Below are 22,845 nucleotides of genomic sequence, written 5' to 3' on the forward strand. Positions count from 1 at the left end.
TCGTCAGCAAGACGGTTTTCTGTGATGAAACAGCTAGACTGATGGTCTTTCAAGTCTATGGTCAGCCCGGCCTATCCGTTAACATAGCCGGCTTTTCATCGCGGGAGTTCAGGCAGTATGGCGCAGCAGTATCAACCGGGGCAACGCTGGATCAGCGACAGCGAAGCAGAGCTCGGCCTGGGGACCATCCTGGCACAGGATGGCCGCCTGTTGACCGTGCTCTACCCGGCCACTGGCGACACCCGCCAGTATTCCCTGCGCAATGCGCCGCTGACCCGCGTGCGCTTCTCGCCAGGTGACCAGATCACCCACTTCGAAGGCTGGAAGCTGACCGTGCGCGAGGTCGAGGACATCGACGGGCTGATGGTCTACCACGGCCTCGACGGCCAGAACCAGGCGCGCACCCTGCCGGAAACCCAGCTGTCGAACTTCATCCAGTTCCGCCTGGCCAGCGACCGCCTGTTCGCCGGCCAGATCGACCCGCTGTCATGGTTCAGCCTGCGCTACAACACCCTGCATCACACCAGCAAGCAGATGCAGTCGTCGCTGTGGGGCCTGGGCGGCTGCCGCGCGCAGCCGATCGCCCACCAGTTGCACATTGCTCGTGAAGTGGCCGACCGCAGCGCGCCACGCGTTTTGCTGGCCGACGAAGTGGGCCTGGGCAAGACCATCGAGGCGGGCCTGGTGATCCACCGCCAACTGCTGTCCGGCCGCGCCAGCCGCGTGCTGATCCTGGTGCCGGAAAACCTCCAGCACCAGTGGCTGGTGGAAATGCGCCGGCGCTTCAACCTGCAGGTGGCACTGTTCGACGCCGAACGCTTCATCGAGAGCGATGCCAGCAACCCGTTCGAGGATGCCCAGCTGGCGCTGGTCGCCCTGGAGTGGCTGGTCGATGACGAAAAGGCCCAGGACGCGCTGTTCGCCGCCGGCTGGGACATGCTGGTGGTCGACGAAGCCCACCACCTGGTCTGGCACGAAGAGCAGGCCAGCGCCGAGTACAATTTGGTCGAGCAACTGGCCCAGGTCATCCCTGGCGTGTTGCTGCTCACCGCCACCCCCGAGCAACTGGGCCAGGACAGCCACTTTGCCCGCCTGCGCCTGCTCGACCCCAACCGTTTCCACGACCTGGCCGCCTTCCGCGCCGAGAGCGAGCACTATCGCCCGGTGGCCGAAGCGGTGCAGGAACTGCTCGATGAAGGCCGCCTGTCGCCCAAGGCCCACGCCACCATCCAGGGCTTCCTGGGCAGCGAAGGCGAAGCCCTGCTGGCAGCCGTCAGCGATGGCGACAGCCAGGCCAGCGCGCGGCTGATCCGCGAACTGCTCGACCGCCACGGCACCGGCCGCGTGCTGTTTCGCAACACCCGTGCGGCGATCCAGGGCTTCCCCGAGCGCCAACTGCACCCCTACCCGCTGGCCAACCCCGAGCAGTACCGCGACCTGCCGGCCGGCGAGCATGCCGAGCTGTACCCGGAAGTCGCCTTCCAGGCCCAGGGCGAAACCAGCGATGAAGAACGCTGGTGGCGCTTCGACCCGCGGGTCGACTGGCTGATCGACACCCTGAAGATGCTCAAGCGCACCAAGGTCCTGGTGATCTGCGCCCACGCCGAAACCGCCATGGACCTCGAAGACGCCCTGCGCGTGCGCTCCGGCATCCCGGCCACGGTGTTCCACGAAGGCATGAGCATCCTCGAACGGGACCGCGCGGCCGCCTACTTCGCCGACGAGGAATTTGGCGCCCAGGTGCTGATCTGCTCCGAGATCGGCAGCGAAGGCCGCAACTTCCAGTTCGCCCATCACCTGGTGATGTTCGACCTGCCGGCCCACCCCGACCTGCTCGAGCAGCGCATCGGCCGCCTCGACCGCATCGGCCAGAAGCACACCATCCAGTTGCACATCCCGTACCTGCAGGACAGCCCGCAAGAGCGCCTGTTCCAGTGGTACCACGAAGGCCTCAACGCCTTCCTCAACACCTGCCCGACCGGCAACGCCCTGCAGCATCAGTTTGGCCCGCGCCTGCTGCCGATGCTCGAAGGGGGCGAGGCCAAGGCCTGGACCGCGCTGGTGGCCGAAGCCCGTGGCGAGCGCGAGCGCCTGGAAGCCGAGCTGCACAGCGGCCGCGACCGCCTGCTGGAGCTCAACTCCGGCGGCGCCGGCGAAGGCCAGGCGCTGGTGGAGGCGATCCTCGAGCAGGACGACCAGTTCGCCCTGCCGATCTACATGGAAACCCTGTTCGACGCCTTCGGCATCGACAGCGAGGACCATTCGGAAAACGCCCTGATCCTCAAGCCGAGCGAGAAGATGCTCGACGCCAGCTTCCCGCTGGGCGACGACGAAGGCGTGACCATCACCTACGACCGCGCCCAGGCGCTGTCGCGCGAAGACATGCAGTTCCTGACCTGGGAGCACCCGATGGTGCAGGGCGGCATGGACCTGGTGCTGTCCGGCTCGATGGGCAACACCGCCGTCGCGCTGATCAAGAACAAGGCACTCAAGCCAGGCACCGTGCTGCTCGAGCTATTGTTCGTCAGTGAAGTGGTGGCGCCGCGCAGCCTGCAACTGGGCCGTTACCTGCCGCCTGCGGCGCTGCGCTGCCTGCTCGATGCCAACGGCAACGACCTGGCCTCGCGCGTGGCCTTCGAAACCCTCAACGACCAGCTCGAAAGCGTGCCGCGGGCCAGCGCCAACAAGTTCATCCAGGCCCAGCGCGACGTGCTGGCCAAGCGCATCAGCGGTGGCGAAGAGAAGATCCTGCCGACCCACGTCGAGCGCGTGGCCGAGGCCCAGCGCCGCCTGGCCGCCGAGGCCGACGAAGAGCTGGCGCGCCTGACAGCCCTCAAGGCCGTCAACCCAAGCGTGCGCGACAGCGAGATCGACACCCTGCGCAAGCAGCGTGAAGACGGCCTGGCCATGCTGGACAAGGCCGCATTGCGCCTGGAGGCGATCCGCGTGCTGGTTGCAGGCTGATTCAGCATTACCCCGGGGGCGCGCAAGCGCCCCCACCCTCCCCTCGCTTTATTTCCCCACGCTATTGATCCGATAACCAAATCGTAGAGATCAATATGCCATTATTCCGGAAGGCTTAATCACCCCTTTCTATACTGCCTCGAGTGCCCACTCGAAGATGAGGCAAGCAATGGAATGGTTGGGTCTGCAATTGTTCGCCGAACTGCCCGTTTCGGGCCGCATCGTCATGGACTGCCGGCATGAACCGCTGTTGATCCTGATCGCGTTCGCGGTGGCCAGTGCAGCCTGCTTCGCCACCCTGGACATGGCCGAACGCCAGTCCCACAGCGAACACGCCACCGCCCAACGGCAATGGCGCGTGCTTGGCGCCTGCTGCCTGGCCGGCGGGATCTGGGCCATGCACTTCATCAGCATGCTGGCGTTCCAGGCGCCGGTGGAAATGCACTATGACGTGCCGCTGACCGGCCTCTCGCTGCTGATTGCCCTGGTGGTGGCGTGGCTGGCGATGAACAGCCTCGACCGCACCCACATGCGCCCACAGCATTACCTGCAGAGCGCCTTGCTGATCGGCCTGGGCATCATCCTCATGCATTTCGTGGGCATGGCCGCGCTGCAAACCGGCGCGCAGCAGTTCTACAAGACCGGCCCGCTGCTGGGCAGCGCCGGCATCGCCCTGCTGACCAGCCTCGGCGCCTTGCTGCTGGCGCGCTACTTTCGCAACGGCAGCGGCCGCCAGCACCAGCTGCTGAAAACCGGCGCCGCGCTGCTGATGGCAGGCGGCATCGTCGCCACCCACTTCACGGCCATGGCCGCCATGACCCTGGTCATCGCCCCGGACACCGCCCTGCGCCTGCCCTCAGGCGACAACAGCCTGCAACTGGGCCTGACCATCGCCTTCATCACCCTGTTGATCAGTGGCAGCAGCATCAGCGCCGCCCTCGCCGACAAGAAGCTGCAGAGCAAGGAGCACGACCTGCGCCGGGTCAGCAACCTGCTCAGCCAGCTCGACCAGGCGCGGGCGTCGCTGCAACAGGCCGCGCACTACGACGCGCTGACCAACCTGGTCAACCGCCGCGGCTTCAACCAGGTGTTCGCCGAGCGGCTGGCGGAGCACAGCGCCAGCGAAGACCTGCTGGCGGTGATGTTCCTCGACATCGACCATTTCAAGCGCATCAACGACAGCCTGGGCCACGCGGCGGGCGATGAACTGCTCAAAGGCATCGCCAGCCACATCAAGGCTGCCACCCGCCACCAGGACCTGGTCGCGCGTTTCGGCGGCGATGAGTTCTGCGTGGTCACCAGCCTCAGCAACCGCGACGAGGCCCGCCACCTGGCCCAGCGCATCATGCAGCGCATGAAGGAGCCGATCGACCTGGGCGGCCGGCGCATGGTGATGACCACCAGCATCGGCATCAGCGTGTTCCCGGACGATGGCCAGACCGCCGAAGAGCTGCTCAAGCATGCCGACCTGGCCCTCTACCAATCCAAGGGCAGCGGGCGCAACAGCCTGCATTTCTTCAACAGCAGCCTGAAAAGCCGCGCCACCCTGGAACTGCAACTGGAAGAAGAGCTGCGCGTCGCCCTGCTCGAAGAGCGCGGGCTGTGCGTGCATTACCAGCCGATCTTCGACCTGCACAATGGCCAGGTGGCCAAGCTCGAGGCACTGGTGCGCTGGCAGCACCCGCAGCATGGCCTGCTCGGGCCAGACCGCTTCATCGGCATTGCCGAAGCCAATGGGCTGATCGTCGACCTCGACCTGTGGGTGCTGCGCCATGCCTGCGCCGACCTGGCCCAGCTGCAGCGCCACGGCTACGGCAACCTCCAGGTCACGGTCAATTGCTCGGCGCTGACCCTGGGCCACGAGGCGCTGGCGCAGGAGGTGGAAATGGCCTTGTTCCAGGCGGGCCTGGCGCCACGCCACCTGGAGCTGGAAGTCACCGAAAACGCCCTGGTCGGCGATATCCAGCGCACCGTCAGCCTGCTCAAGCGCATTCGCAGCCAGGGCGTGAGCCTGTCGATCGACGACTTCGGCACCGGCTATTCGTCACTGGCCTACCTCAAGCGCCTGCCGCTGGATGTGCTGAAGATCGACCGTTCCTTCCTGCAGGAGGTGCCCGGCAGCCTGAAGGACCGCGAGATCGTCCAGGCCATCATCGCCATGGCCCATACCCTGCACCTGCAGGTGGTCAGCGAAGGGGTGGAAACCGCCGAGCAGTACGCGTTCCTGGCCAGCAACGGCTGCGACTTCCTGCAGGGCTACCTGCTCAGCCGCCCCGTGGCCCTGGCAGATCTGCGGCCGATCCTCGACCGGCTCGACCGCCAGGACTTCGCCCCCATCACTTATTGCGATACAGCTCTACCAGGGTCGCCGGATCTTTTTGCAGATAGCCCTGGCTACCGTGCAAACGCATCAATTGCGCGGCAAGGCCACTGAGCGGCGTCGCCGAGCCCTGCTCGCGGGACAGCTTGACCGCACCATCGAGGTCCTTGAGCAGCGTGCGCACATGCCACTTGATCGGTTCGTAATCGCTGGCAGCCATTTGCGGCGCGAGGATCTGCAGCGGCTTGGAATCGGCAAAACCACCCGCCAGGGCCTCGGCGATGAGACTGGCATCGACCCCGGACTGTTCGGCCAGGGCCACCACCTCGGCAATCACCAGGGCGTTGCAGGCCACGATCATCTGGTTGCAGGCCTTGGTCACCTGCCCTGCCCCCACGCCGCCCATGTGCGTCACGCGCTGGCCGAGCACCTGCAGGACCGGGCGCGCCCGCTCAAGATGCGCCGCCTCGCCGCCGACCATGATCGCCAACGTGCCCGCCTCGGCGCCAGGGGTGCCGCCAGACACCGGCGTATCCAGCCAGGCCATGCCGCACAGCGCTGCCAGCTCGGCAGCCATCTCGCGGGTGGCGGTCGGCTCCAGGCTGGAGAAATCGACCAGCAGTTGCCCGCTGCGCCCGCCCATGGCGATGCCGTGCTCGCCGAACACCACCTCACGGACCACAGCGGTATCGGCCAGGCACAGCAGCACCATGTCGTTGTCGCGGCACAACTCGGCGGGGCTTGCCGCCAGGCGCGCGCCTGCGGCAACCAGCTCGGCGCATTTCTCCGGGCTGCGGTTCCAGACGGTCAACGGGAAGCCCGCGGCCAGCAGGCGCCGGCACATGGGCAGGCCCATCAGGCCGATTCCGGCGAATCCAAGTGAAGGAAGTTCTGAACGCATCGAGCACTCCTGGCAAATTCGAAAATCAGCGGGCCGCAGCGCGGCCCATTACGCATTCCGTAAACTGTTACCGCCACGCCAAATTGTTACCTACCTCTACCCGCCTGCACGCCTTCAAGCACCAAGGCGAGGCAGCTGTGCATTTTCACGCACCAAAACGGCGCGCGATCACACCGGGCTCTTCACCTGGATCACGATGAACGGCGATACCACCACCGCCCATATCTCTGGATCGCGGCTTTGCAGGTCGAGCGCCTGCTCGGTCGTGACCGGGCCGACAGTGCCATCACTGCGCCACTTGGCGAAGATTTCGCCGCGATTCTCGGCCATTGCCGTGGCAACCTCGATCAGGTCCAGGCCCGGGTCGACCCAAATCAGGTCACCCTTGGCCCAGAAGCGCTCCAAGGCTTTCCACTCGATGGTCGCGGTCTCGCCAAGCAATTTGGCATAGAGGGTGCTTGTTTGATCAGTCATGGGTTTGTACCCGCAAAAACGGCCTATAAAAAAGGCCTGCATTTTTGCAGAAAAACCCGGTTTCAAAACAGTAATTTGGTCGATTGGCCCCGAACGTGTGGGGTGGGGCCGCAGATACGGGCAATTTGATGGCGCCTTTTTGTATCTTTGTGTCGACCATGCGACAACCCTCGAATTAGGCACTTTTCGCCCGCTTTTCAAGCGCTCGAACAGCGCTCTACACTGTACCGGTACAGTTTCCGGGACATGTTCCGGGGGAAGGTGGGCATGCAGTGTGGCGTGGCCATGCTGCAATCCCGCCCGGTCTGTAGCCCTGGCCGCCAGGACTATAAGAATTACAACAGAATGAGTGGAGCACTATGATCAAGATTTCCAAGCTGTTCGCCGCAATGGTTCTGGCAGGGGTAGCCAGCCATTCGTTTGCCGCCGATACCATCAAGATCGGCATCGCCGGTCCCAAGACGGGCCCTGTGACCCAGTACGGCGACATGCAGTTCATCGGCGCCAAACAGGCCATCAAGGACATCAACGCCAAGGGCGGCGTCGATGGCAAAAAACTTGAAGCCGTGGAATACGACGACGCCTGCGACCCTAAACAGGCCGTGGCAGTCGCCAACAAAGTGGTCAACGACGGCGTCAAGTTCGTCATCGGCCACCTGTGCTCCAGCTCGACTCAGCCTGCGTCCGACATCTACGAAGACGAAGGCGTGATCATGATCACCCCGGCTGCCACCAGCCCGGACATCACCACCCGTGGTTACAAACTGATCTTCCGCACCATCGGCCTGGACAGCGCCCAGGGCCCGGCCGCCGGCAACTACATCGCCGACCACGTCAAACCGAAAGTGGTGGCCGTGCTGCACGACAAGCAGCAATACGGTGAAGGCATCGCCACCGCGGTCAAGCAGACCCTGGAGAAGAAAGGCGTCAAGGTTGCCGTGTTCGAAGGCCTGAACGCCGGTGACAAGGACTTCTCCTCGATCATCCAGAAGCTCAAGCAGAACAACGTCGACTTCGTCTACTACGGCGGCTACCACCCAGAGCTGGGCCTGATCCTGCGCCAGGCTCAGGAAAAGGGCCTGAAAGCCAAGTTCATGGGCCCAGAAGGCGTGGGTAACGACTCGATCTCGCAGATTGCCCAGGGCGCTTCCGAAGGCCTGCTGGTCACCCTGCCGAAATCGTTCGACGCCGACCCGGAAAACAAGGCCATCGTCGAGGCCATCAAGGCTGACGGCAAGGACCCAAGCGGCCCGTTCGTGTTCCCGGCCTACTCGGCTGTCGAGCTGATCGCCAAGGGTATCGAAGCGGCCAAGTCCGAAGACACCGCCAAGGTGGCCGAAGCCATCCACGCCGGTACCTTCAAGACCCCGACCGGCGAGCTCTCCTACGACGCCAAGGGCGACCTGAAAGACTTCAAGTTCGTGGTCTACGAATGGCACTTCGGCAAACCGAAGACTGAAGTCTCCCCTCAGTAACTGCGTGACTAAATAGCTGACCGTAAAAGCCCACTGTGCGAGCAGTGGGCTTTGTTTTACGAGGTTCATGGGCCTGGTTGCCGCGATCCGGCAGCGGGCTCACCTGAAAATCTTAAAACCGTCACCCGCGGTTTCCTGGCCGTCACCCGGCCGGCGAAATGCAAATCAGGTTTTTAGGAGCGCTGTAATGCCTGAGATCTACCATTTCTTCCAACAACTGGTTAATGGATTGACCATCGGCAGCACCTATGCGTTGATCGCCATCGGCTACACGATGGTGTACGGCATCATTGGCATGATCAACTTCGCCCACGGCGAGGTTTACATGATCGGATCCTACGTGGCCTTCATCGCCCTGGCGGGCCTGGCCATGATGGGTATCCACTCGCTGCCGATCCTGATGACCGTTGCCTTCGTCGCGACGATCTTCGTCACCAGTGCCTATGGCTACAGCATCGAACGGGTTGCCTACCGCCCCCTGCGCAACAGCAACCGTCTGATCCCGCTGATTTCCGCCATCGGCATGTCGATCTTCCTGCAGAACACTGTCTTGCTGTCGCAGGACTCCAAGGACAAATCCATCCCCAACCTGATCCCCGGGAGCTTCTCCTTCGGGCCAGGCGGTGCTGAAGAAGTACTGATCAGCTACATGCAAGTCCTGGTGTTCGTGGTCACCCTGGTGGCCATGACCCTGCTCACCCTGTTCATCTCCCGTTCCCGCCTGGGGCGCGCCTGCCGCGCCTGCGCCGAGGACATCAAGATGGCCAACCTGCTGGGCATCAACACCAACAACATCATCGCCCTGACCTTCGTCATCGGTGCTGCCCTGGCAGCCGTGGCGGCCGTGCTGCTGAGCATGCAGTACGGGGTCATCAACCCCAACGCCGGTTTCCTGGTGGGCCTGAAGGCCTTCACCGCGGCGGTACTGGGTGGCATCGGCAGCATCCCGGGCGCGATGCTCGGCGGGCTGGTGCTGGGCGTGGCCGAGGCCTTCGGCGCCGACATCTTCGGCGACCAGTACAAGGACGTGGTGGCATTCGGCCTGTTGGTTCTTGTCTTGCTGTTCCGGCCGACCGGCATCCTCGGCCGCCCGGAGGTTGAAAAAGTATGAACAGAAATCTCAAACAGGCGTTCTTCGCCGCCTTGCTGGTATGGGCCGTGGCCTTCCCGGTGCTGGGCCTGAAACTGAGCATCGACGGCATCAGCCTGTCGGTCCATAGCCAGGGTTCGTTCACCCTCAGCATCATCGCCGTGTGTTCGGTGCTGATGTTCCTGCGCGTGCTGTTCGACAAGCAGTGGAGTTCGGTGATGGGCCGCCGTTCGGATCGCAAGCTGATCCCGCCGGCAGTCAGCAACTACCTCACCCTGCCCAAGACCCAGCGCTACATCATCATCGGCCTGATCGCCGCTGCCCTGGTATGGCCGTTCTTCGGTTCACGCGGGGCGGTCGACATCGCCACGCTGATCCTGATCTACGTGCTGCTGGGCCTTGGCCTGAACATCGTGGTGGGCCTGGCCGGCCTGCTCGACCTGGGGTATGTGGGCTTCTATGCGGTGGGTGCCTACAGCTATGCGATGCTCTCGCACTACCTGGGCTGGAGCTTCTGGGTCTGCCTGCCGATCGCCGGCCTGATGGCCGCCACCTTCGGCTTCTTGCTCGGCTTCCCGGTGCTGCGCCTGCGCGGTGACTACCTGGCGATCGTGACGCTCGGCTTCGGCGAGATCATCCGCCTGTTCCTGCGTAACCTCACCGACTGGACCGGCGGCCCGAACGGCATCAGCAACATCCCCAAGCCGGAGTTCTTCGGCCTGACCTTCGAACGCCGTGCGGCCGAGGGGATGCAGACCTTCCATGAGTTCTTCGGGCTGGAATACAACTCGATCAACAAGGTCATCTTCCTCTACCTGGTAGCCCTGCTGCTGGCCCTGCTGGCGCTGTTCGTCATCAACCGCCTGCTGCGCATGCCGATCGGCCGCGCCTGGGAAGCCCTGCGCGAAGACGAGATCGCCTGCCGGGCTCTGGGCCTGAACCCGACCGTGATCAAGCTTTCGGCCTTCACCCTGGGCGCCTGCTTCGCGGGCTTCGCCGGCAGCTTCTTCGCCGCGCGCCAGGGCCTGGTGACACCGGAGTCGTTCACCTTCATCGAGTCGGCGATCATCCTCGCCATCGTCGTGCTCGGCGGCATGGGCTCACAACTGGGCGTGATTCTCGCGGCCATCGTGATGATCCTGCTGCCCGAGCTGATGCGTGAGTTCAGCGAATACCGGATGCTGATGTTCGGTGCGCTGATGGTGTTGATGATGATCTGGCGTCCGCAAGGCCTGCTGCCTATGCAACGTCCACACATGGAGCTGCGTCGATGAGCCGCGAAATTCTGCAAGTCAGCGGCCTGAGCATGCGCTTCGGCGGCTTGTTGGCGGTCAACGGCGTGGCCCTGACCGTCAAGGAAAAACAGGTGGTGGCGCTGATCGGCCCGAACGGCGCCGGCAAGACCACGGTGTTCAACTGCCTCACCGGCTTCTACAAGCCCAGCGGCGGCACCATCCTGCTCGACGGCCAGCCGATCCAGGGCCTGGCCGGCCACCAGATCGCCCGCAAGGGCGTGGTGCGGACCTTCCAGAACGTGCGCCTGTTCAAGGAAATGACCGCGCTGGAGAACCTGCTGATCGCCCAGCACCGCCACCTCAACACCAACTTCTTCGCCGGCCTGTTCAAGACCCCGAGCTTCCGCCGCAGCGAGAAGGAGGCCATGGAGCGTGCGCAGTACTGGCTGGAGAAGGTCAACCTGACCGAGTTCGCCAACCGCACCGCCGGCACCCTCGCCTACGGCCAGCAGCGCCGCCTGGAAATCGCCCGCTGCATGATGACCCAGCCACGCATCATCATGCTCGACGAACCGGCTGCCGGCCTGAACCCCAAGGAGACCGAAGACCTCAAGGCGCTGATCGCCTACCTGCGCGAGTCGCACAACGTCACCGTGCTGCTGATCGAGCACGACATGAAGCTGGTGATGAGCATTTCCGACCACATCGTCGTGATCAACCAGGGCACGCCCCTGGCCCACGGCACGCCGGAGGAGATCCGCGACAACCCTGACGTGATCAAAGCCTACCTGGGGGAAGCGTAAATGCTGAAGTTCGAGAACGTTTCCACCTTCTACGGCAAGATCCAGGCGCTGCACAGCGTCAACGTGGAAATCAACCAGGGCGAGATCGTCACCCTGATCGGTGCCAACGGCGCCGGCAAGTCGACCCTGCTGATGACCCTGTGCGGCTCGCCGCAGGCGCACAGTGGCAGCATCAAGTACCTGGGTGAAGAGCTGGTCGGCCAGCCTTCCTCGCACATCATGCGCAAGAGCATCGCGGTGGTGCCGGAAGGCCGCCGCGTGTTCGCCCGCCTGACTGTCGAGGAAAACCTGGCCATGGGTGGCTTCTTCACCGACAAGGGCGACTATCAGGCGCAGCTGGACAAGGTGCTGCAGCTGTTTCCGCGCCTGAAGGAGCGTTACATCCAGCGTGGCGGCACCATGTCCGGCGGCGAGCAGCAGATGCTGGCCATCGGCCGGGCGCTGATGAGCAAGCCCAAGCTGTTGCTGCTCGACGAGCCTTCGCTGGGGCTGGCGCCGATCATCATCCAGCAGATCTTCGATATCATCGAACAGCTGCGCCGCGATGGCGTGACGGTGTTCCTGGTGGAGCAGAACGCCAACCAGGCGCTGAAGATCGCCGACCGGGCCTATGTGCTGGAGAACGGACGGGTGGTGATGCAGGGCACGGGCGAGGCCTTGCTGACCGACCCGAAAGTGCGCGACGCCTACCTGGGCGGTTGATTGGGAAAAGGGCCTTCGGGCCCTTTTTTCTGCCTGTACCGGCCCCATCGCTGGCAAGCCAGCGCACGCCTCCTGTGGGAGCTGGCTTGCCAGCGATGGGGCCGGTACAGGCACTACGCAGCTCTTGTTAACCTCGCCCAGCCTGAGTAACGTGGCCAGCTCTTTGGCAAACGATTCCCGGAGCCCGCCCGATGCGCCTCACCCCCACCCTGCTGGTCACCGCCCTGCTGCCCCTGTTCGCCGGTTGCCAGCTGCTGGCCGAGCAACCTCGCGACCCGAACATCGGCACCACGCGCATGCAGGGCGAACTCAGTGCAGGCGGCGGCCAGCTGCTGTTCAAGCCCTGCGGCGAGGCCCGCCACTTCGTCGTGCGCGACGCCAGCGGCACCGCCATCCTGCAGGAAGCCTCGAACCTGGCCCGCGACGCCAACGACAAACTGTTCGCCGACGTGCGCGGCCGCCTCACCGGCAGCAAGCAGGCCAACAACGATGGCCAGCTCGAAGTCAGCCGCCTGTACCGCCTGGAGCCTTCCACCCGCGCCTGCGATGACCCCAACTTCAAGCAGCTGACCCTGCGCGCCAGCGGCCACGAGCCGGAGTGGGACATCAAGGCCAGCGGCAAGGGCATGGTGCTCAACCGCGTCGGCAAAGAGCCGCTGCCGCTGCCGTTTCTCGAAGAAGAAGTGCCTGGCGGCGGCCTGACCCTGACCAGCGAAGCCAACGGCCAGCACGTGGAACTGTGGGTCGCACCGCAGCGTTGCACCGACAGCGCCACCGGCGCCGTGCGCCACCTGCGCGCCGAATTGCGCATCGATGGCCAGACCCTCAACGGTTGCGGCTACTACGGCGGCGCGCGCGACAACTGATCGCCGGGTGCTTTTATCCTGCCAGTCGGGGCGGCTAACAGCTTATACTTGGCGGTTTGTGTAAAGCCGCCGGCCGCCCATGGCCGGGATACTGGACCCTGCCATGCTACGAATCACCGAACTCAAGCTGCCCCTGGACCACCCCGATGAAGCGCTGCGCGAGGCCATCGTCGAGCGCCTGGGCATCCGCGACGAGCAACTGCTCAGCTTCAACCTGTTCAAGCGCAGCTACGATGCGCGCAAGAAGAACAGCGAGCTGCTGTTCATCTACACCATCGACCTTGAAGCGAGCAACGAAGCCGAACTGCTGAGCAAGTTCGCCGACGACCGCAACATCGGTGTCGCGCCAGACGTAAGCTACAAGTTCGTCGGCCACGCCCCGCAAGGCCTCCAAGAGCGTCCGATCGTGGTCGGCTTCGGCCCCTGCGGCATCTTCGCCGGCCTCTTGCTGGCGCAGATGGGCTTCAAGCCGATCATCCTCGAGCGCGGCAAGGAAGTGCGCCAGCGCACCAAGGACACCTGGGGCCTGTGGCGCAAGAGCGTGCTCAACCCCGAGTCCAACGTGCAGTTCGGCGAAGGCGGCGCCGGGACCTTCTCCGACGGCAAGCTCTATAGCCAGATCAAGGACCCTCAGCACCACGGCCGCAAGGTCCTGGAAGAGTTCGTCAAGGCCGGCGCGCCGGACGAAATCCTCTACATCAACAAACCGCACATCGGCACCTTCCGCCTGACCGGCATGGTCGAGCAGATGCGCCAGGACATGATCGCCATGGGCGCCGAAGTGCGCTTCCAGGAGAAGGTCAGCGACCTGCTGATCGAAGATGGCCAGCTGACCGGCGTGGTGCTGGAGAGCGGCGAACAGCTGCACTCGCGCCATGTGGTCCTGGCCCTGGGCCACAGTGCCCGCGACACCTTCCGCATGCTCCACGCCAAGGGCGTGTACATGGAGGCCAAGCCGTTCTCCGTCGGTTTCCGCATCGAACACCCGCAGACGCTGATCGACAAGGCGCGCCTGGGCAAGTATGCCGGCCACCCGAAACTGGGCGCGGCCGACTACAAGCTGGTGTACCACGCCAAGAACGGCCGCTCGGTGTACAGCTTCTGCATGTGCCCGGGGGGCACGGTGGTCGCGGCCACCAGCGAACCGGGCCGGGTGGTGACCAACGGCATGAGCCAGTATTCGCGCAACGAGCGCAACGCCAACTCCGGCATCGTGGTGGGGATCGACCCCGAGCGCGACTACCCGGGTGGCCCGCTGGCCGGGATCGAGCTGCAGGAGCGCCTGGAAGCCCACGCCTATGTGATGGGCGGCAGCAACTACCAGGCACCGGCGCAGCTGGTCGGCGACTTCGTCGCTGGCAAGCCATCCACGGCCCTGGGCAGCGTCGAGCCTTCGTACAAGCCGGGCGTGACCCTGGGCGACCTCGCCCCGAGCCTGCCGGACTTCGCCATCGAAGCGATCCGCGAGGCGCTGCCGGCGTTCGATCGGCAGATCAAGGGCTACAACCTGCATGACGCGGTGCTGACCGGCATCGAGACGCGCACCTCTTCACCGCTGCGCATCACCCGTGGCGAGGATTACCAGAGCCTGAACCTCAAGGGGCTGTTCCCGGCGGGTGAAGGTGCGGGGTATGCCGGCGGGATTCTTTCGGCGGGTGTCGACGGTATCCGCATTGCCGAGGCAGTCGCGCGCGACATGCTCGGGTTGTAACTGCACCGCCGATGGGCCGTGACAGGCCCAACAAAAAACCCCGAGCAGGCCAGGCCCGTTCGGGGTTTTGCTTTTCTGCAGCGATCAGTGAGTGACGCGGCTGGTACCGTCGACAGTCATGATGCGCACGCGCTCGCCAACGCGGAAGATTTCGTTCTGCTGCACGGCCTGCACATAGGCGCGCATGCTGCCGTCGTCTTCACGCACGGTGATTTCCACACCCTGGGTGCGGGTCAGGCCTTCTTCGGCGGCGGAACCGGCCAGGCCACCGGCCACGGCACCGATCACCGCAGCGACGATGCTGCCACGGCCACCACCCACGGCGCTGCCGGCGACGCCGCCGACGATGGCGCCAGCACCACCGCCGATTGGCGTCTTGGTGCCTTCGATCTTGACCGGGCGCAGGGATTCGATGGTACCCATGCGCACGGTCTGCACGCGGCGGGCCTCATCACGGGAGTAGCTGTCGCCAGTCAGGCTCGAGGCACAGCCCCCCAGCAACAGCGACATGGTGGTGAAGGTCGCCACCAGCAAAGCGGATTTACGCATGGGTAAGTCTCCATAAATTTCAGGTGTCCATTAGACGCCGCACCCAGGCAACTGTCACGACACTGAGGTAACAAATTTATTTTCATTCAGCACCGGTACAGCTAGCACAGGCTATCCCCCAGGCCTTGAATGTCAGACCAAGAATAGCCATGGATTACTGCATCGTCGTGCGCGAGGCCAGTGCGGCCCTGGACGGGTAAGGTATGAAAAGGGCCGCGATGCGGCCCCCAGAGGTTTCAGGGTGCCAGCCGCTCGCGCAGCCATTGCCCATCGACCAGGCGATAGTTCAAGCGGTCATGCAGCCGGCTGGCGCGGCCTTGCCAGAACTCGATGCGCTCGGGCAGCAGGCGGTAGCCCCCCCAATGCTCGGGGCAATGGGGTTGGCTGTCGGAGAAACGCGCCTCGGTCGCCTTCACCAGCCCTTCCAGCTCTTCGCGGCCGGCAATCACCCGGCTCTGTGGCGACGCCCAGGCGCCCAGGCGGCTGCCCAGTGGGCGCACCTGGTAGTAGTCGTCCGACTCCTTGGCCGTGACCTTCTCCACCCGCCCCTCGATCCGCACCTGGCGCTCCAGCGCCGGCCAGAAGAAGGTCATGGCGGCGAAAGGGTTGGCCAGCAGCTGCTGGCCCTTGGCACTTTCGTAGTTGGTGAAGAAGGTGAACCCGCGCTCATCGAGCCCCTTGAGCAGCAGTACGCGGCAATGGGGGCGGCCTTCGCCATCGACGGTGGCGATGGTCATGGCATTGGCCTCCACCGGTGGCTGCTCGGTTTTCACCGCATCGGCAAACCACTGGTGAAACAGAGCGAACGGCTCACCCGGCGCCTGGGCTTCGGCCAGGCCATCACGGGTGTAGTCGCGGCGCATATCGGCCAGGGATTGGGTCATGGCTGCGTTTCCTTGACGATCAGTTGGTCTTCGCAGGGCTGTTGGCGGCTACCTTCTTGTCATCGGCAGCTTTCTTGGCGACGGGCTTGGCAGCAGGCTTGGCCGGCGCGGCTTTCTTCTTCGCAGTGGCCTTGGCTGCAGGCTTGGCTGCGGCTTTCTTCGCGGCTGGCTTGGCAGCGGCCTTGGCGGCGGGTTTGCTTTCCACAGCCTTGGCAGCCGGCGCCTTGGCATCCTGCACGGCAACCATGGCGGCCGGGCTCGGTGCCGGCGCGGCCTGCTGGTACTTGGCCAGCAGCGCGACCATGGTGTTCTGCGGGGTCAGCAGCATTTCAACGCGGCGGTTGAGGGCACGGCCTTCCGGGCTGTCGTTGGCGGCGCGGGGCATTTCTGCGCCCATGCCTTTGAGGGTCAGGCGGTCACGCTGCAGGCCGCTCAGGCGGAAAATCGCCGAAACCGAGGCGGCGCGCTCCAGGCTCAGCTTCTGGTTGGCTGCGGCCACGCCACTGCTGTCGGCATGGCCGAGTACCAGCACTGCAGTCTTGGTGTCGCCTTCGACGGTCTTGGCCACCCGGGTGATCGGGCCCAGGCTCATCGGCAGCAGCATGTTCGGGCGGTCCGGGTTGTACGAACCGTCGACAGGGATGGTCACCGCCAGCACGTTGTCGCGGCGCTCCAGTTGCAGCTTGCTGTCCTTGATGGCTTCGCGCAGCTTCGGCTCGTACTCGTCGAGCCAGGCCTGGGTGGCCTTCTGGTCGATCTTCGGTACCACCGGGCCCTTGGCCTGCTTGTCGTCACCACCGAATGGCCACCACCAGCGGCTGGCGCTTTCCGATTTGGCATCGGCCTTGGCGACATTCTCGTTGACGGCCTGCTTCACTTCCTGCTCGGCAACCTTGTCCGAACCGAAGGGCCACCAGCTGCTGGTCTCGCCCTTGGAGGCATCCTGGGAGTGGCTGGCGCAGCCGGTCATGGCGGCCATGCACAGGGCGAGTGCTAAGGTTTTATGTGAAGACATCAGCGATACACCATGAATTAGAAAGAGTTTTTGCCAACGCACTACAGGCATTGGCATTCAGGATAGACAAAGGGTGCGAGCAATACCCGCGTTACCCGATCAAAGGCACGTACCCAGCACCCGGACCAACTGCTGGGCCCTTGGGTCCATGAGCACGTATGGGCCCAGGGTGTTGACCACGAAACCGAAGGCCACATCGTGCTCAGGGTCGGCGAAACCGACCGAGCCGCCAGCGCCTGGGTGGCCGAAGGCACGGGCGCCGAGGCCGAAGGTGGCGTTGGCCACATCGGGCTGGTCGAGCATGCAACCCAGGCCAAAACGGGTCTGCGTGAGCAGGGTACGGTCCTCGCCCAGGCTGTGTTCGCGGGTCAGTTCGTCGAGCAGTTCGGATTCCAGCAGGCTGCCGTCCAGCAGGCCGGCATAGAAGCCGGCCAGGCTGCGGGCATTGCCGTGGCCGTTGGCCGCAGGCTGCTGCATGCGCCGCCACTCGGGTTTGTTGGTGCTGGTGAGGATCGCCGGCGGGTTGGTGAAGGCGCGGGTAGACAGCGCTTGCGGCTCACGCATGGTCACCTGCAGCAGGCGCTGGGCCGCCGCATCGCCGGCATTGCCCTTGCCACGGGCGATATGCGCCACGCGATGGAATTCTTCGTCCGCCAGGCCGACATGGAAGTCCAGCCCCAGCGGGCGGGCGGTGCGGGCGACAATCGATTCACCCGGGCCACGGCCATCGGCGCGGCGGATCAGCTCGCCAATCAGCCAGCCGTAGGTGATGGCGGCGTAGCCATGCTCGGTACCCGGCGTCCACCAGGGCGTTTCGGCGGCCAGGGCATCGACCATCGCTTGCCAGTCGTACAACGCCTCTGCCGGCAGCAACTCGCGGATGGCCGGCAAGCCGGCGCGGTGGCTGAGCAACTGGCGCAGGGTGATGTTCTGCTTGCCGGCCTGGGCAAACTCGGGCCAGTAACGGGTTACCGGCACATCCAGGGCCAGCTTGCCCTCGCCCACCAGTTGCAGGGCGGTTACGGCCGTGAAGGTCTTGGTGCAGGAAAACAGGTTGGCGATGGTGTCGCTGTGCCAGGCCTGCTGGCCATCCTTGTCGGCGCTGCCTGCCCACAGGTCGATCACGGTTTCGCCACCGACCTGGATGCACAGCGCCGCACCGCGCTCCTGGGGATCATCGAACAATGCCGCGAATGCTTCGCGCACCGCCTCGAACTTCAGCTCATAGTGACCCTGGATCTGCACCCGCCTGTTCTCCGTACGACCTGGCTGGAAAAGGCGTGCATTGTTTCAGTAGTTAAGGGTTTTGCCTACTGGGCAGGGCCAGATGGTATTGCGGAATATTTTCCTCAACCGGGCGCGCCGGCTCATGGCGCCGGGTTCTCAAGCTGGCTGCGCAACTGGGCCACGGCTGCCTGGTTGCTCTTGCGCACGGCCTCGACAAACCCGGCATAAGGCACGTCGGTGATCGCCACCAGCCCCAGGTGGCCATTTTCGCCATCGAGCAAGCGGCCGCTGGCCGGCTGGTCGAGGTACTGGAACCAATGCGCGCCGACGATCATCGGCTGGGCCAGCGCCGCCTTGAGGAAGGTGCCATAGGCCGGCCCGCGGTCTTCCTCGCGCGCCACTTCCACTGGCCCTGGCCAGAATGGCCCGCGATCGCGGGAGCCGAACTGGAATTCGGACACCAGCACCGGTTTGTCCAGCTCGGCCAGGCGGCTGAAGTCGTAGCCATCATCTGGCTTGAGGGTATAGAAGTTGAAGCTCAGCACATCGCAGAACTCCGCGCAGGCCTTGACCGCCTCGGGCGTGCTGACGGCGTAGCGGCCACCCAGCAGCAGGTGGTTGGGGGCATGCCACTTCAGCGAGTCGGCAATGGTCTTGAAGTAGGTTTGCGCGAACACCTGCTGGAAATACTGGTAATCCCGTTCGATTTCCGGGTGTTCGGGGCTCGGCAGCGGCGCCTCGAAGCCCGGGTCTTCCATCAGTTCCCAGGCCTGCAGGTCGATGCCCCAGGCCTTGGACAAGCCTTCCTGGTTGCGGTACTTGTCGCGCAACTGCTTGAGGAATGCGCGCTTGGCCGGCACGTCGGTGGTCAGGCGCAGGGTGCCGTAGGCCAGGCCATAGCGCGCCTTGGGGTCGTTGCCCGGCGCCGCCCAGGCCAGTTCGTTGTCGGCGAAGTAGCCAATCAGCCAGGGGTCGTCACGGTGGTCGCGGGCAGCGATGGCCACGGCGCGCTCGGTGGCCATGGCAAAGCGCGGGTCGAACGGGTCAGGCATGCGGCCCCACCAGTCCATGCCCGTGCTGATGCTGGCATAGTCGCCGACGATCGACAGCGGCAAGGTGTAGGGCACGCGCTTGGCCTGGGCCAACGCCGGGTCGCTCCAGTTGCCCAGGGTGTTGAAGCCCCAGGCCTGCAGGCGATCGAGGGTGTGGGCCTGCCAGCGGCTGCTGTCCAGTGCCAGTGGCGGGCATTCGGCAGCCGGTTGCCCCTCCACCGGCGCGCACGGCTTGCCGTAGGTACGCTGGATATTGGCGGCATAGAAGTCGAACCAACGCCCTTGCTTGAAGCCGCGCCCCTGCGACGAGGCGTTGCCATCGTCGTTGTTGCCCTCGCCATAGAAGGCTGCCAGCGCCTCGCCCTGCCCTGGCAAGGCCGCGAACATGCCCTCACGACCGGCAACGTAGGTACGCCCGCCATCGGCGGCCACGGCATTCACGCCCAGGGAATAGAACGGGTGCCCTTCCGGCGTTACCAGGTACCAGCGGCCATCACGCTTTTCGGTGCGGAAGAAGCCCTTGGCTTCGAACCCAGGCCCTGCCAGCACACCACCGTAAGTATCCAGCCCTTGCTTGGCGCGTTCGGCCAGCCAGCCCTTGAGTTGCTGCTGCTCGCGGGTGTCGGCGGCCTTGAGCTGGTCGTCGCTGACGATTCTCTCGGGCCAGCGGCCACGGGTGGACTGGCCGTAGGCATCGATCAGCTCGTGGTAGGCCGCCTTGTAGGCCAGGTCGTCATCCTGGATGCCGACCTTCTCGATCAGCAGGTTCTGCGCAACCTTCGGCGCCGGAACGCTCAGGCTGACGGACACCACCTGCTTGAGGTCGATCTCGCCCGCACTGCTGGTCAACAACAGCCGCTGGCCCTGATACACCCAGGGCATCGGCGGCCCGGCACGCATGCCCTGGCTCAGCGGCGAGGTGGCCTTGAGCGGCACCATGACGGTTTGCGCAGGCCCTGCCGGCAGGTCGATGCGGCTGGTCAGGGTACGGCCGTCGCTGCCCAGCACGGTGACATCGACGGTCAACGCCCAATCCATGGCACTTTGCAGGCGCAAGGTGAGGAACTGCCCGGCAGACCAGTCCCACACCCCCGCCTGCGGGCTCAGGCGCAGGGTTGGCCGTTCGACCGGGTTGAACACCACACGCCGCAACACCTCGCCTTCACTGGTTTGCTCCGCATTGTACTGGGGCATGCCAGTGCCATCGGTGGCCACCGCGACCACCGAGGCCGGGCGCACGAAGCTGAACAGCGTCTGCTGGCCAGCCAGCAGCGGCGTGCTGAGCAACAGGGTAAGGACTGCGGGCAAGGTGCGACGGATCATAGGGCTCAGGCTCTCCTTCCAGGCCCGCTCGGGCCCGCGACTGAGGGGTGGACAACGGGCCGCAGCAGCATGCTCCGGCCGTCAGGAAATCTCCCGCCGGAAGGGCGGCAGCGCATTGAGAATAGCCTTGCCGTAGCGCTGGGTGACCAGGCGCCGATCGAGCAAGGTGATGACGCCACGGTCCTGCTCGGTACGCAGCAGGCGGCCACAGGCCTGGATCAGCTTGAGCGAGGCATCGGGCACGGCAATTTCCATGAACGGGTTGCCGCCACGGGCTTCGATCCACTCGGCCAGGGCCGCCTCGACCGGGTCGTCCGGCACCGAGAACGGGATCTTGGCGATCACCACGTGCTCGCAGTAGGCGCCCGGCAAGTCGACACCTTCGGCGAAGCTGGCCAGGCCGAACAGCACGCTGTGCTGGCCATCGTCGACCCGCGCCTTGTGCTTGTTCAAGGTTTCCTGCTTGGACAGGTTGCCCTGGATCAGCACCAGCTTGCGCCAATCGCGGTCCAGGCCGTCGAACACGTCCTGCATCTGCTTGCGCGAGGAGAACAGCACCAGGGCGCCGCGGGCATCTTCGACGATGGCGGGCAGTTCGCGGATGATCGCCGCGGTGTGCCCGGCAGCATCGCGCGGGTCGGCCTTGAGGTCGGGCACCCGCAGCAGGCCGGCGTCGCCGTGCACGAACGGGCTGGGCACTACGCAGGTGACGGCATCGCGCGGCAAGCCTGAGCGCATGCGGAAGCGGTCGAACTTGCCCAGGGCGGTGAGCGTGGCCGAGGTCACCAGGGCGCCATGGGCCACGTTCCACAAGCTGCGGCGCAGCATCTCGGCGGCCAGGATGGGGCTGGCGTTGACTTCGATGTCGAACAGCGCGCCGCTTTCGGCCAACGTCAGCCAGCGCGCCATGGGCGGGCTGTCCTGCGGGTCTTCGGCGGTGAAGGCGGTCCACAGTTCCCAGTTGCCCTGGGCACGGGTGACCAGGCTGCCGAACAGCGGGTACCACTCCTCGGCCTGGTGGCTGGCGATGCCGATGTTGACCTCGCCATCCATGCCTTCCTTGAGCAGGTCGGCCAGGCGCGTGAACAGGTCATTGAGACGGGAGAAACCCTTTTTCAGCTCGATGCCCACTTCACGGATCTGCTCCGGCACCACGCCGCCTTCGAACCGGTAGCGTGGGCGCTCGCGCCCTTCGGTGTCCTCGCTGGGGCGAAAATCGGCGATCTGCTCGCACAGGGTGAACATGAACTGCTGCTGGGTGCGGATTTCCCGCGCCAGCTCCGGCACCTGCTCGATCAGCTTGCCCAGGTCGCCCGGCAGCGGGTGCTGGGCCAGCAGCTTGGTCAGGTTCTTGGCGGTCTGCTCCAGCCAGTCGGCGGTGGAACGCAGGCGAGAATAGTGGGCGAAATGGCCGATGGCCTTGTCTGGCAGGTGGTGGCCTTCGTCGAACACGTACACGGTGTCGCGCGGGTCGGGTAGCACCGCACCGCCGCCCAGGGCCAGGTCGGCCAGGACCATGTCGTGGTTGGTGACGATCACATCGACCTTGCCCATGCCTTCGCGCGCCTTGTAGAACACGCACTGCTGGAAGTTCGGGCAATGGCGGCCGGTGCACTGGCTGTGGTCGGTGGTCAGGCGCGCCCAGTCCTGGTCTTCCAGGGCCTCGGGCCAACTGTCGCGGTCGCCGTCCCAACGGTTGCCGGCAAGCTTCTCGATCATGCTGTTGAACAGCTTCTGGCTGCGCTCGTCCACTTCGATGTGGAAGCCCTCCTCCTCGAACAGCTGGGCGGTGGCCGACTGCGCATGGCCCTCCTGCAGCAGGACGTCGAGCTTGGACAGGCACAGGTAGCGGCCACGGCCCTTGGCCAGGGCGAAGCTGAAGTTCAAGCCGCTGTTGCGCATCAGGTCGGGCAGGTCCTTGAAGACGATCTGCTCCTGCAGCGCCACGGTCGCGGTGGCGATCACCAGGCGTTTGCCGGCGGCCTTGGCAGCCGGAATCGCGGCCAGGCTGTAGGCCACCGTCTTGCCGGTACCGGTGCCCGCCTCCACGGCCACGACGGCAGGCTCGCCGGCACGGCGGCCTTCATCGTCGCAGGCGATGTCGCCGAGCACCTTGGCCACTTCGGCGATCATCAGGCGCTGGCCGTAACGCGGCTTGAGGCTCTTGGCTTCGAGAAAACGCGAGTAGGCGCCCTGGATGGTGGCTTTGAGTTCGTTGCTGATCATGGTCTGCAGGCGCCCGAAGGGCTGGATA

At 64.9% G+C, this 22,845-nt stretch carries 17 protein-coding genes; 9 read left to right on the plus strand and 8 right to left on the minus strand.

Annotated elements, in window-relative coordinates:
• Window positions 1-117 precede the first annotated feature (117 nt).
• A complete protein-coding gene (rapA, locus tag ACIPG5_RS24825) occupies window positions 118-2,964 on the plus strand; it encodes an RNA polymerase-associated protein RapA (protein ID WP_401378673.1) in 2,847 nt (948 codons plus the stop codon).
• Window positions 2,965-3,133: 169 nt separating this feature from the next.
• On the plus strand, window positions 3,134-5,398 hold the full coding sequence (locus tag ACIPG5_RS24830; protein WP_401378675.1) for a putative bifunctional diguanylate cyclase/phosphodiesterase: 2,265 nt from the start codon (window positions 3,134-3,136) through the stop codon (window positions 5,396-5,398).
• On the opposite strand, the gene ACIPG5_RS24835 is transcribed toward ACIPG5_RS24830, so the two are convergent.
• Window positions 5,301-6,185, minus strand: coding sequence for an NAD(P)-dependent oxidoreductase (locus ACIPG5_RS24835; RefSeq protein WP_401378677.1), 885 nt, complete (start codon window positions 6,183-6,185; stop codon window positions 5,301-5,303). The two genes, ACIPG5_RS24830 and ACIPG5_RS24835, sit on opposite strands and share 98 nt — an antisense overlap.
• A 168-nt stretch (window positions 6,186-6,353) precedes the next feature.
• Window positions 6,354-6,659, minus strand: coding sequence for a DUF2288 domain-containing protein (locus ACIPG5_RS24840; RefSeq protein WP_176511529.1), 306 nt, complete (start codon window positions 6,657-6,659; stop codon window positions 6,354-6,356).
• A gap of 359 nt (window positions 6,660-7,018) precedes the next feature.
• Between ACIPG5_RS24840 and ACIPG5_RS24845 the strand changes: the two genes are divergently transcribed.
• From ACIPG5_RS24845 to ACIPG5_RS24875, 7 genes are all read left to right on the plus strand, one after another.
• Complete coding sequence (locus ACIPG5_RS24845; protein ID WP_401378680.1) at window positions 7,019-8,134, plus strand: branched-chain amino acid ABC transporter substrate-binding protein; 1,116 nt, start codon at window positions 7,019-7,021, stop codon at window positions 8,132-8,134.
• A 187-nt stretch (window positions 8,135-8,321) separates the two neighbouring features.
• Window positions 8,322-9,245 (plus strand): high-affinity branched-chain amino acid ABC transporter permease LivH, encoded by a 924-nt coding sequence (gene livH / locus ACIPG5_RS24850; protein ID WP_003254876.1) that lies wholly within the window; start codon window positions 8,322-8,324, stop codon window positions 9,243-9,245.
• On the plus strand, window positions 9,242-10,498 hold the full coding sequence (locus tag ACIPG5_RS24855; RefSeq protein WP_401378682.1) for a high-affinity branched-chain amino acid ABC transporter permease LivM: 1,257 nt from the start codon (window positions 9,242-9,244) through the stop codon (window positions 10,496-10,498). Before livH ends, ACIPG5_RS24855 begins: the two co-directional genes overlap by 4 nt.
• On the plus strand, window positions 10,495-11,262 hold the full coding sequence (livG, locus tag ACIPG5_RS24860) for a high-affinity branched-chain amino acid ABC transporter ATP-binding protein LivG (RefSeq protein ID WP_003254878.1): 768 nt from the start codon (window positions 10,495-10,497) through the stop codon (window positions 11,260-11,262). The genes ACIPG5_RS24855 and livG overlap by 4 nt, the downstream gene beginning before the upstream one ends.
• Window positions 11,263-11,964: an ABC transporter ATP-binding protein gene (locus ACIPG5_RS24865; RefSeq protein ID WP_176511526.1), complete on the plus strand. Its 702-nt coding sequence runs from the start codon at window positions 11,263-11,265 to the stop codon at window positions 11,962-11,964.
• Between the two features lie 191 nt (window positions 11,965-12,155).
• The gene (locus ACIPG5_RS24870) at window positions 12,156-12,830 is read left to right on the plus strand and encodes a COG3650 family protein (RefSeq protein WP_286914028.1); all 675 of its coding nucleotides are present in this window, start codon (window positions 12,156-12,158) and stop codon (window positions 12,828-12,830) included.
• Window positions 12,831-12,933: 103 nt separating this feature from the next.
• The gene (locus tag ACIPG5_RS24875; protein WP_176517957.1) at window positions 12,934-14,541 is read left to right on the plus strand and encodes an NAD(P)/FAD-dependent oxidoreductase; all 1,608 of its coding nucleotides are present in this window, start codon (window positions 12,934-12,936) and stop codon (window positions 14,539-14,541) included.
• 84 nt (window positions 14,542-14,625) lie between these two features.
• Here the strand turns inward: ACIPG5_RS24875 and ACIPG5_RS24880 are convergent, their stop codons facing one another.
• From ACIPG5_RS24880 to dinG, 6 genes are all read right to left on the minus strand, one after another.
• A complete protein-coding gene (locus ACIPG5_RS24880) occupies window positions 14,626-15,090 on the minus strand; it encodes a glycine zipper 2TM domain-containing protein (RefSeq protein WP_054899480.1) in 465 nt (154 codons plus the stop codon).
• 236 nt (window positions 15,091-15,326) lie between these two features.
• Window positions 15,327-15,974: a pyridoxamine 5'-phosphate oxidase gene (pdxH, locus tag ACIPG5_RS24885; RefSeq protein WP_176517956.1), complete on the minus strand. Its 648-nt coding sequence runs from the start codon at window positions 15,972-15,974 to the stop codon at window positions 15,327-15,329.
• 19 nt (window positions 15,975-15,993) lie between these two features.
• The gene (locus ACIPG5_RS24890) at window positions 15,994-16,989 is read right to left on the minus strand and encodes an OmpA family protein (protein WP_401378685.1); all 996 of its coding nucleotides are present in this window, start codon (window positions 16,987-16,989) and stop codon (window positions 15,994-15,996) included.
• Between the two features lie 99 nt (window positions 16,990-17,088).
• Complete coding sequence (locus tag ACIPG5_RS24895; protein ID WP_401378687.1) at window positions 17,089-18,234, minus strand: serine hydrolase domain-containing protein; 1,146 nt, start codon at window positions 18,232-18,234, stop codon at window positions 17,089-17,091.
• 122 nt (window positions 18,235-18,356) lie between these two features.
• Entirely contained in the window at window positions 18,357-20,591 is a 2,235-nt protein-coding gene (locus ACIPG5_RS24900) for a beta-galactosidase (protein WP_401378689.1), read from the minus strand.
• A gap of 81 nt (window positions 20,592-20,672) precedes the next feature.
• Window positions 20,673-22,817, minus strand: coding sequence for an ATP-dependent DNA helicase DinG (dinG, locus tag ACIPG5_RS24905; protein WP_176517952.1), 2,145 nt, complete (start codon window positions 22,815-22,817; stop codon window positions 20,673-20,675).
• Window positions 22,818-22,845 lie beyond the last annotated feature (28 nt).

The organism is Pseudomonas sp. NPDC087029 (assembly GCF_044745345.1).
In the GTDB taxonomy this organism is placed as follows: Bacteria; Pseudomonadota; Gammaproteobacteria; order Pseudomonadales; family Pseudomonadaceae; genus Aquipseudomonas; species Aquipseudomonas faucium.

Excerpts from the sequence above, each read along its gene's own strand:
- rapA (WP_401378673.1), top strand. The coding sequence starts at position 118 with ATGGCGCAGCAGTATCAACCGGGGCAACGCTGGATCAGCGACAGCGAA.
- dinG (WP_176517952.1), bottom strand. The coding sequence starts at position 22,817 with ATGATCAGCAACGAACTCAAAGCCACCATCCAGGGCGCCTACTCGCGT.
- pdxH (WP_176517956.1), bottom strand. The coding sequence starts at position 15,974 with ATGACCCAATCCCTGGCCGATATGCGCCGCGACTACACCCGTGATGGC.
- ACIPG5_RS24880 (WP_054899480.1), bottom strand. The coding sequence starts at position 15,090 with ATGCGTAAATCCGCTTTGCTGGTGGCGACCTTCACCACCATGTCGCTG.
- ACIPG5_RS24890 (WP_401378685.1), bottom strand. The coding sequence starts at position 16,989 with ATGTCTTCACATAAAACCTTAGCACTCGCCCTGTGCATGGCCGCCATG.
- ACIPG5_RS24830 (WP_401378675.1), top strand. The coding sequence starts at position 3,134 with ATGGAATGGTTGGGTCTGCAATTGTTCGCCGAACTGCCCGTTTCGGGC.
- ACIPG5_RS24875 (WP_176517957.1), top strand. The coding sequence starts at position 12,934 with ATGCTACGAATCACCGAACTCAAGCTGCCCCTGGACCACCCCGATGAA.
- livH (WP_003254876.1), top strand. The coding sequence starts at position 8,322 with ATGCCTGAGATCTACCATTTCTTCCAACAACTGGTTAATGGATTGACC.
- ACIPG5_RS24870 (WP_286914028.1), top strand. The coding sequence starts at position 12,156 with ATGCGCCTCACCCCCACCCTGCTGGTCACCGCCCTGCTGCCCCTGTTC.
- ACIPG5_RS24835 (WP_401378677.1), bottom strand. The coding sequence starts at position 6,185 with ATGCGTTCAGAACTTCCTTCACTTGGATTCGCCGGAATCGGCCTGATG.
- ACIPG5_RS24900 (WP_401378689.1), bottom strand. The coding sequence starts at position 20,591 with ATGATCCGTCGCACCTTGCCCGCAGTCCTTACCCTGTTGCTCAGCACG.
- livG (WP_003254878.1), top strand. The coding sequence starts at position 10,495 with ATGAGCCGCGAAATTCTGCAAGTCAGCGGCCTGAGCATGCGCTTCGGC.
- ACIPG5_RS24840 (WP_176511529.1), bottom strand. The coding sequence starts at position 6,659 with ATGACTGATCAAACAAGCACCCTCTATGCCAAATTGCTTGGCGAGACC.
- ACIPG5_RS24855 (WP_401378682.1), top strand. The coding sequence starts at position 9,242 with ATGAACAGAAATCTCAAACAGGCGTTCTTCGCCGCCTTGCTGGTATGG.
- ACIPG5_RS24865 (WP_176511526.1), top strand. The coding sequence starts at position 11,263 with ATGCTGAAGTTCGAGAACGTTTCCACCTTCTACGGCAAGATCCAGGCG.
- ACIPG5_RS24845 (WP_401378680.1), top strand. The coding sequence starts at position 7,019 with ATGATCAAGATTTCCAAGCTGTTCGCCGCAATGGTTCTGGCAGGGGTA.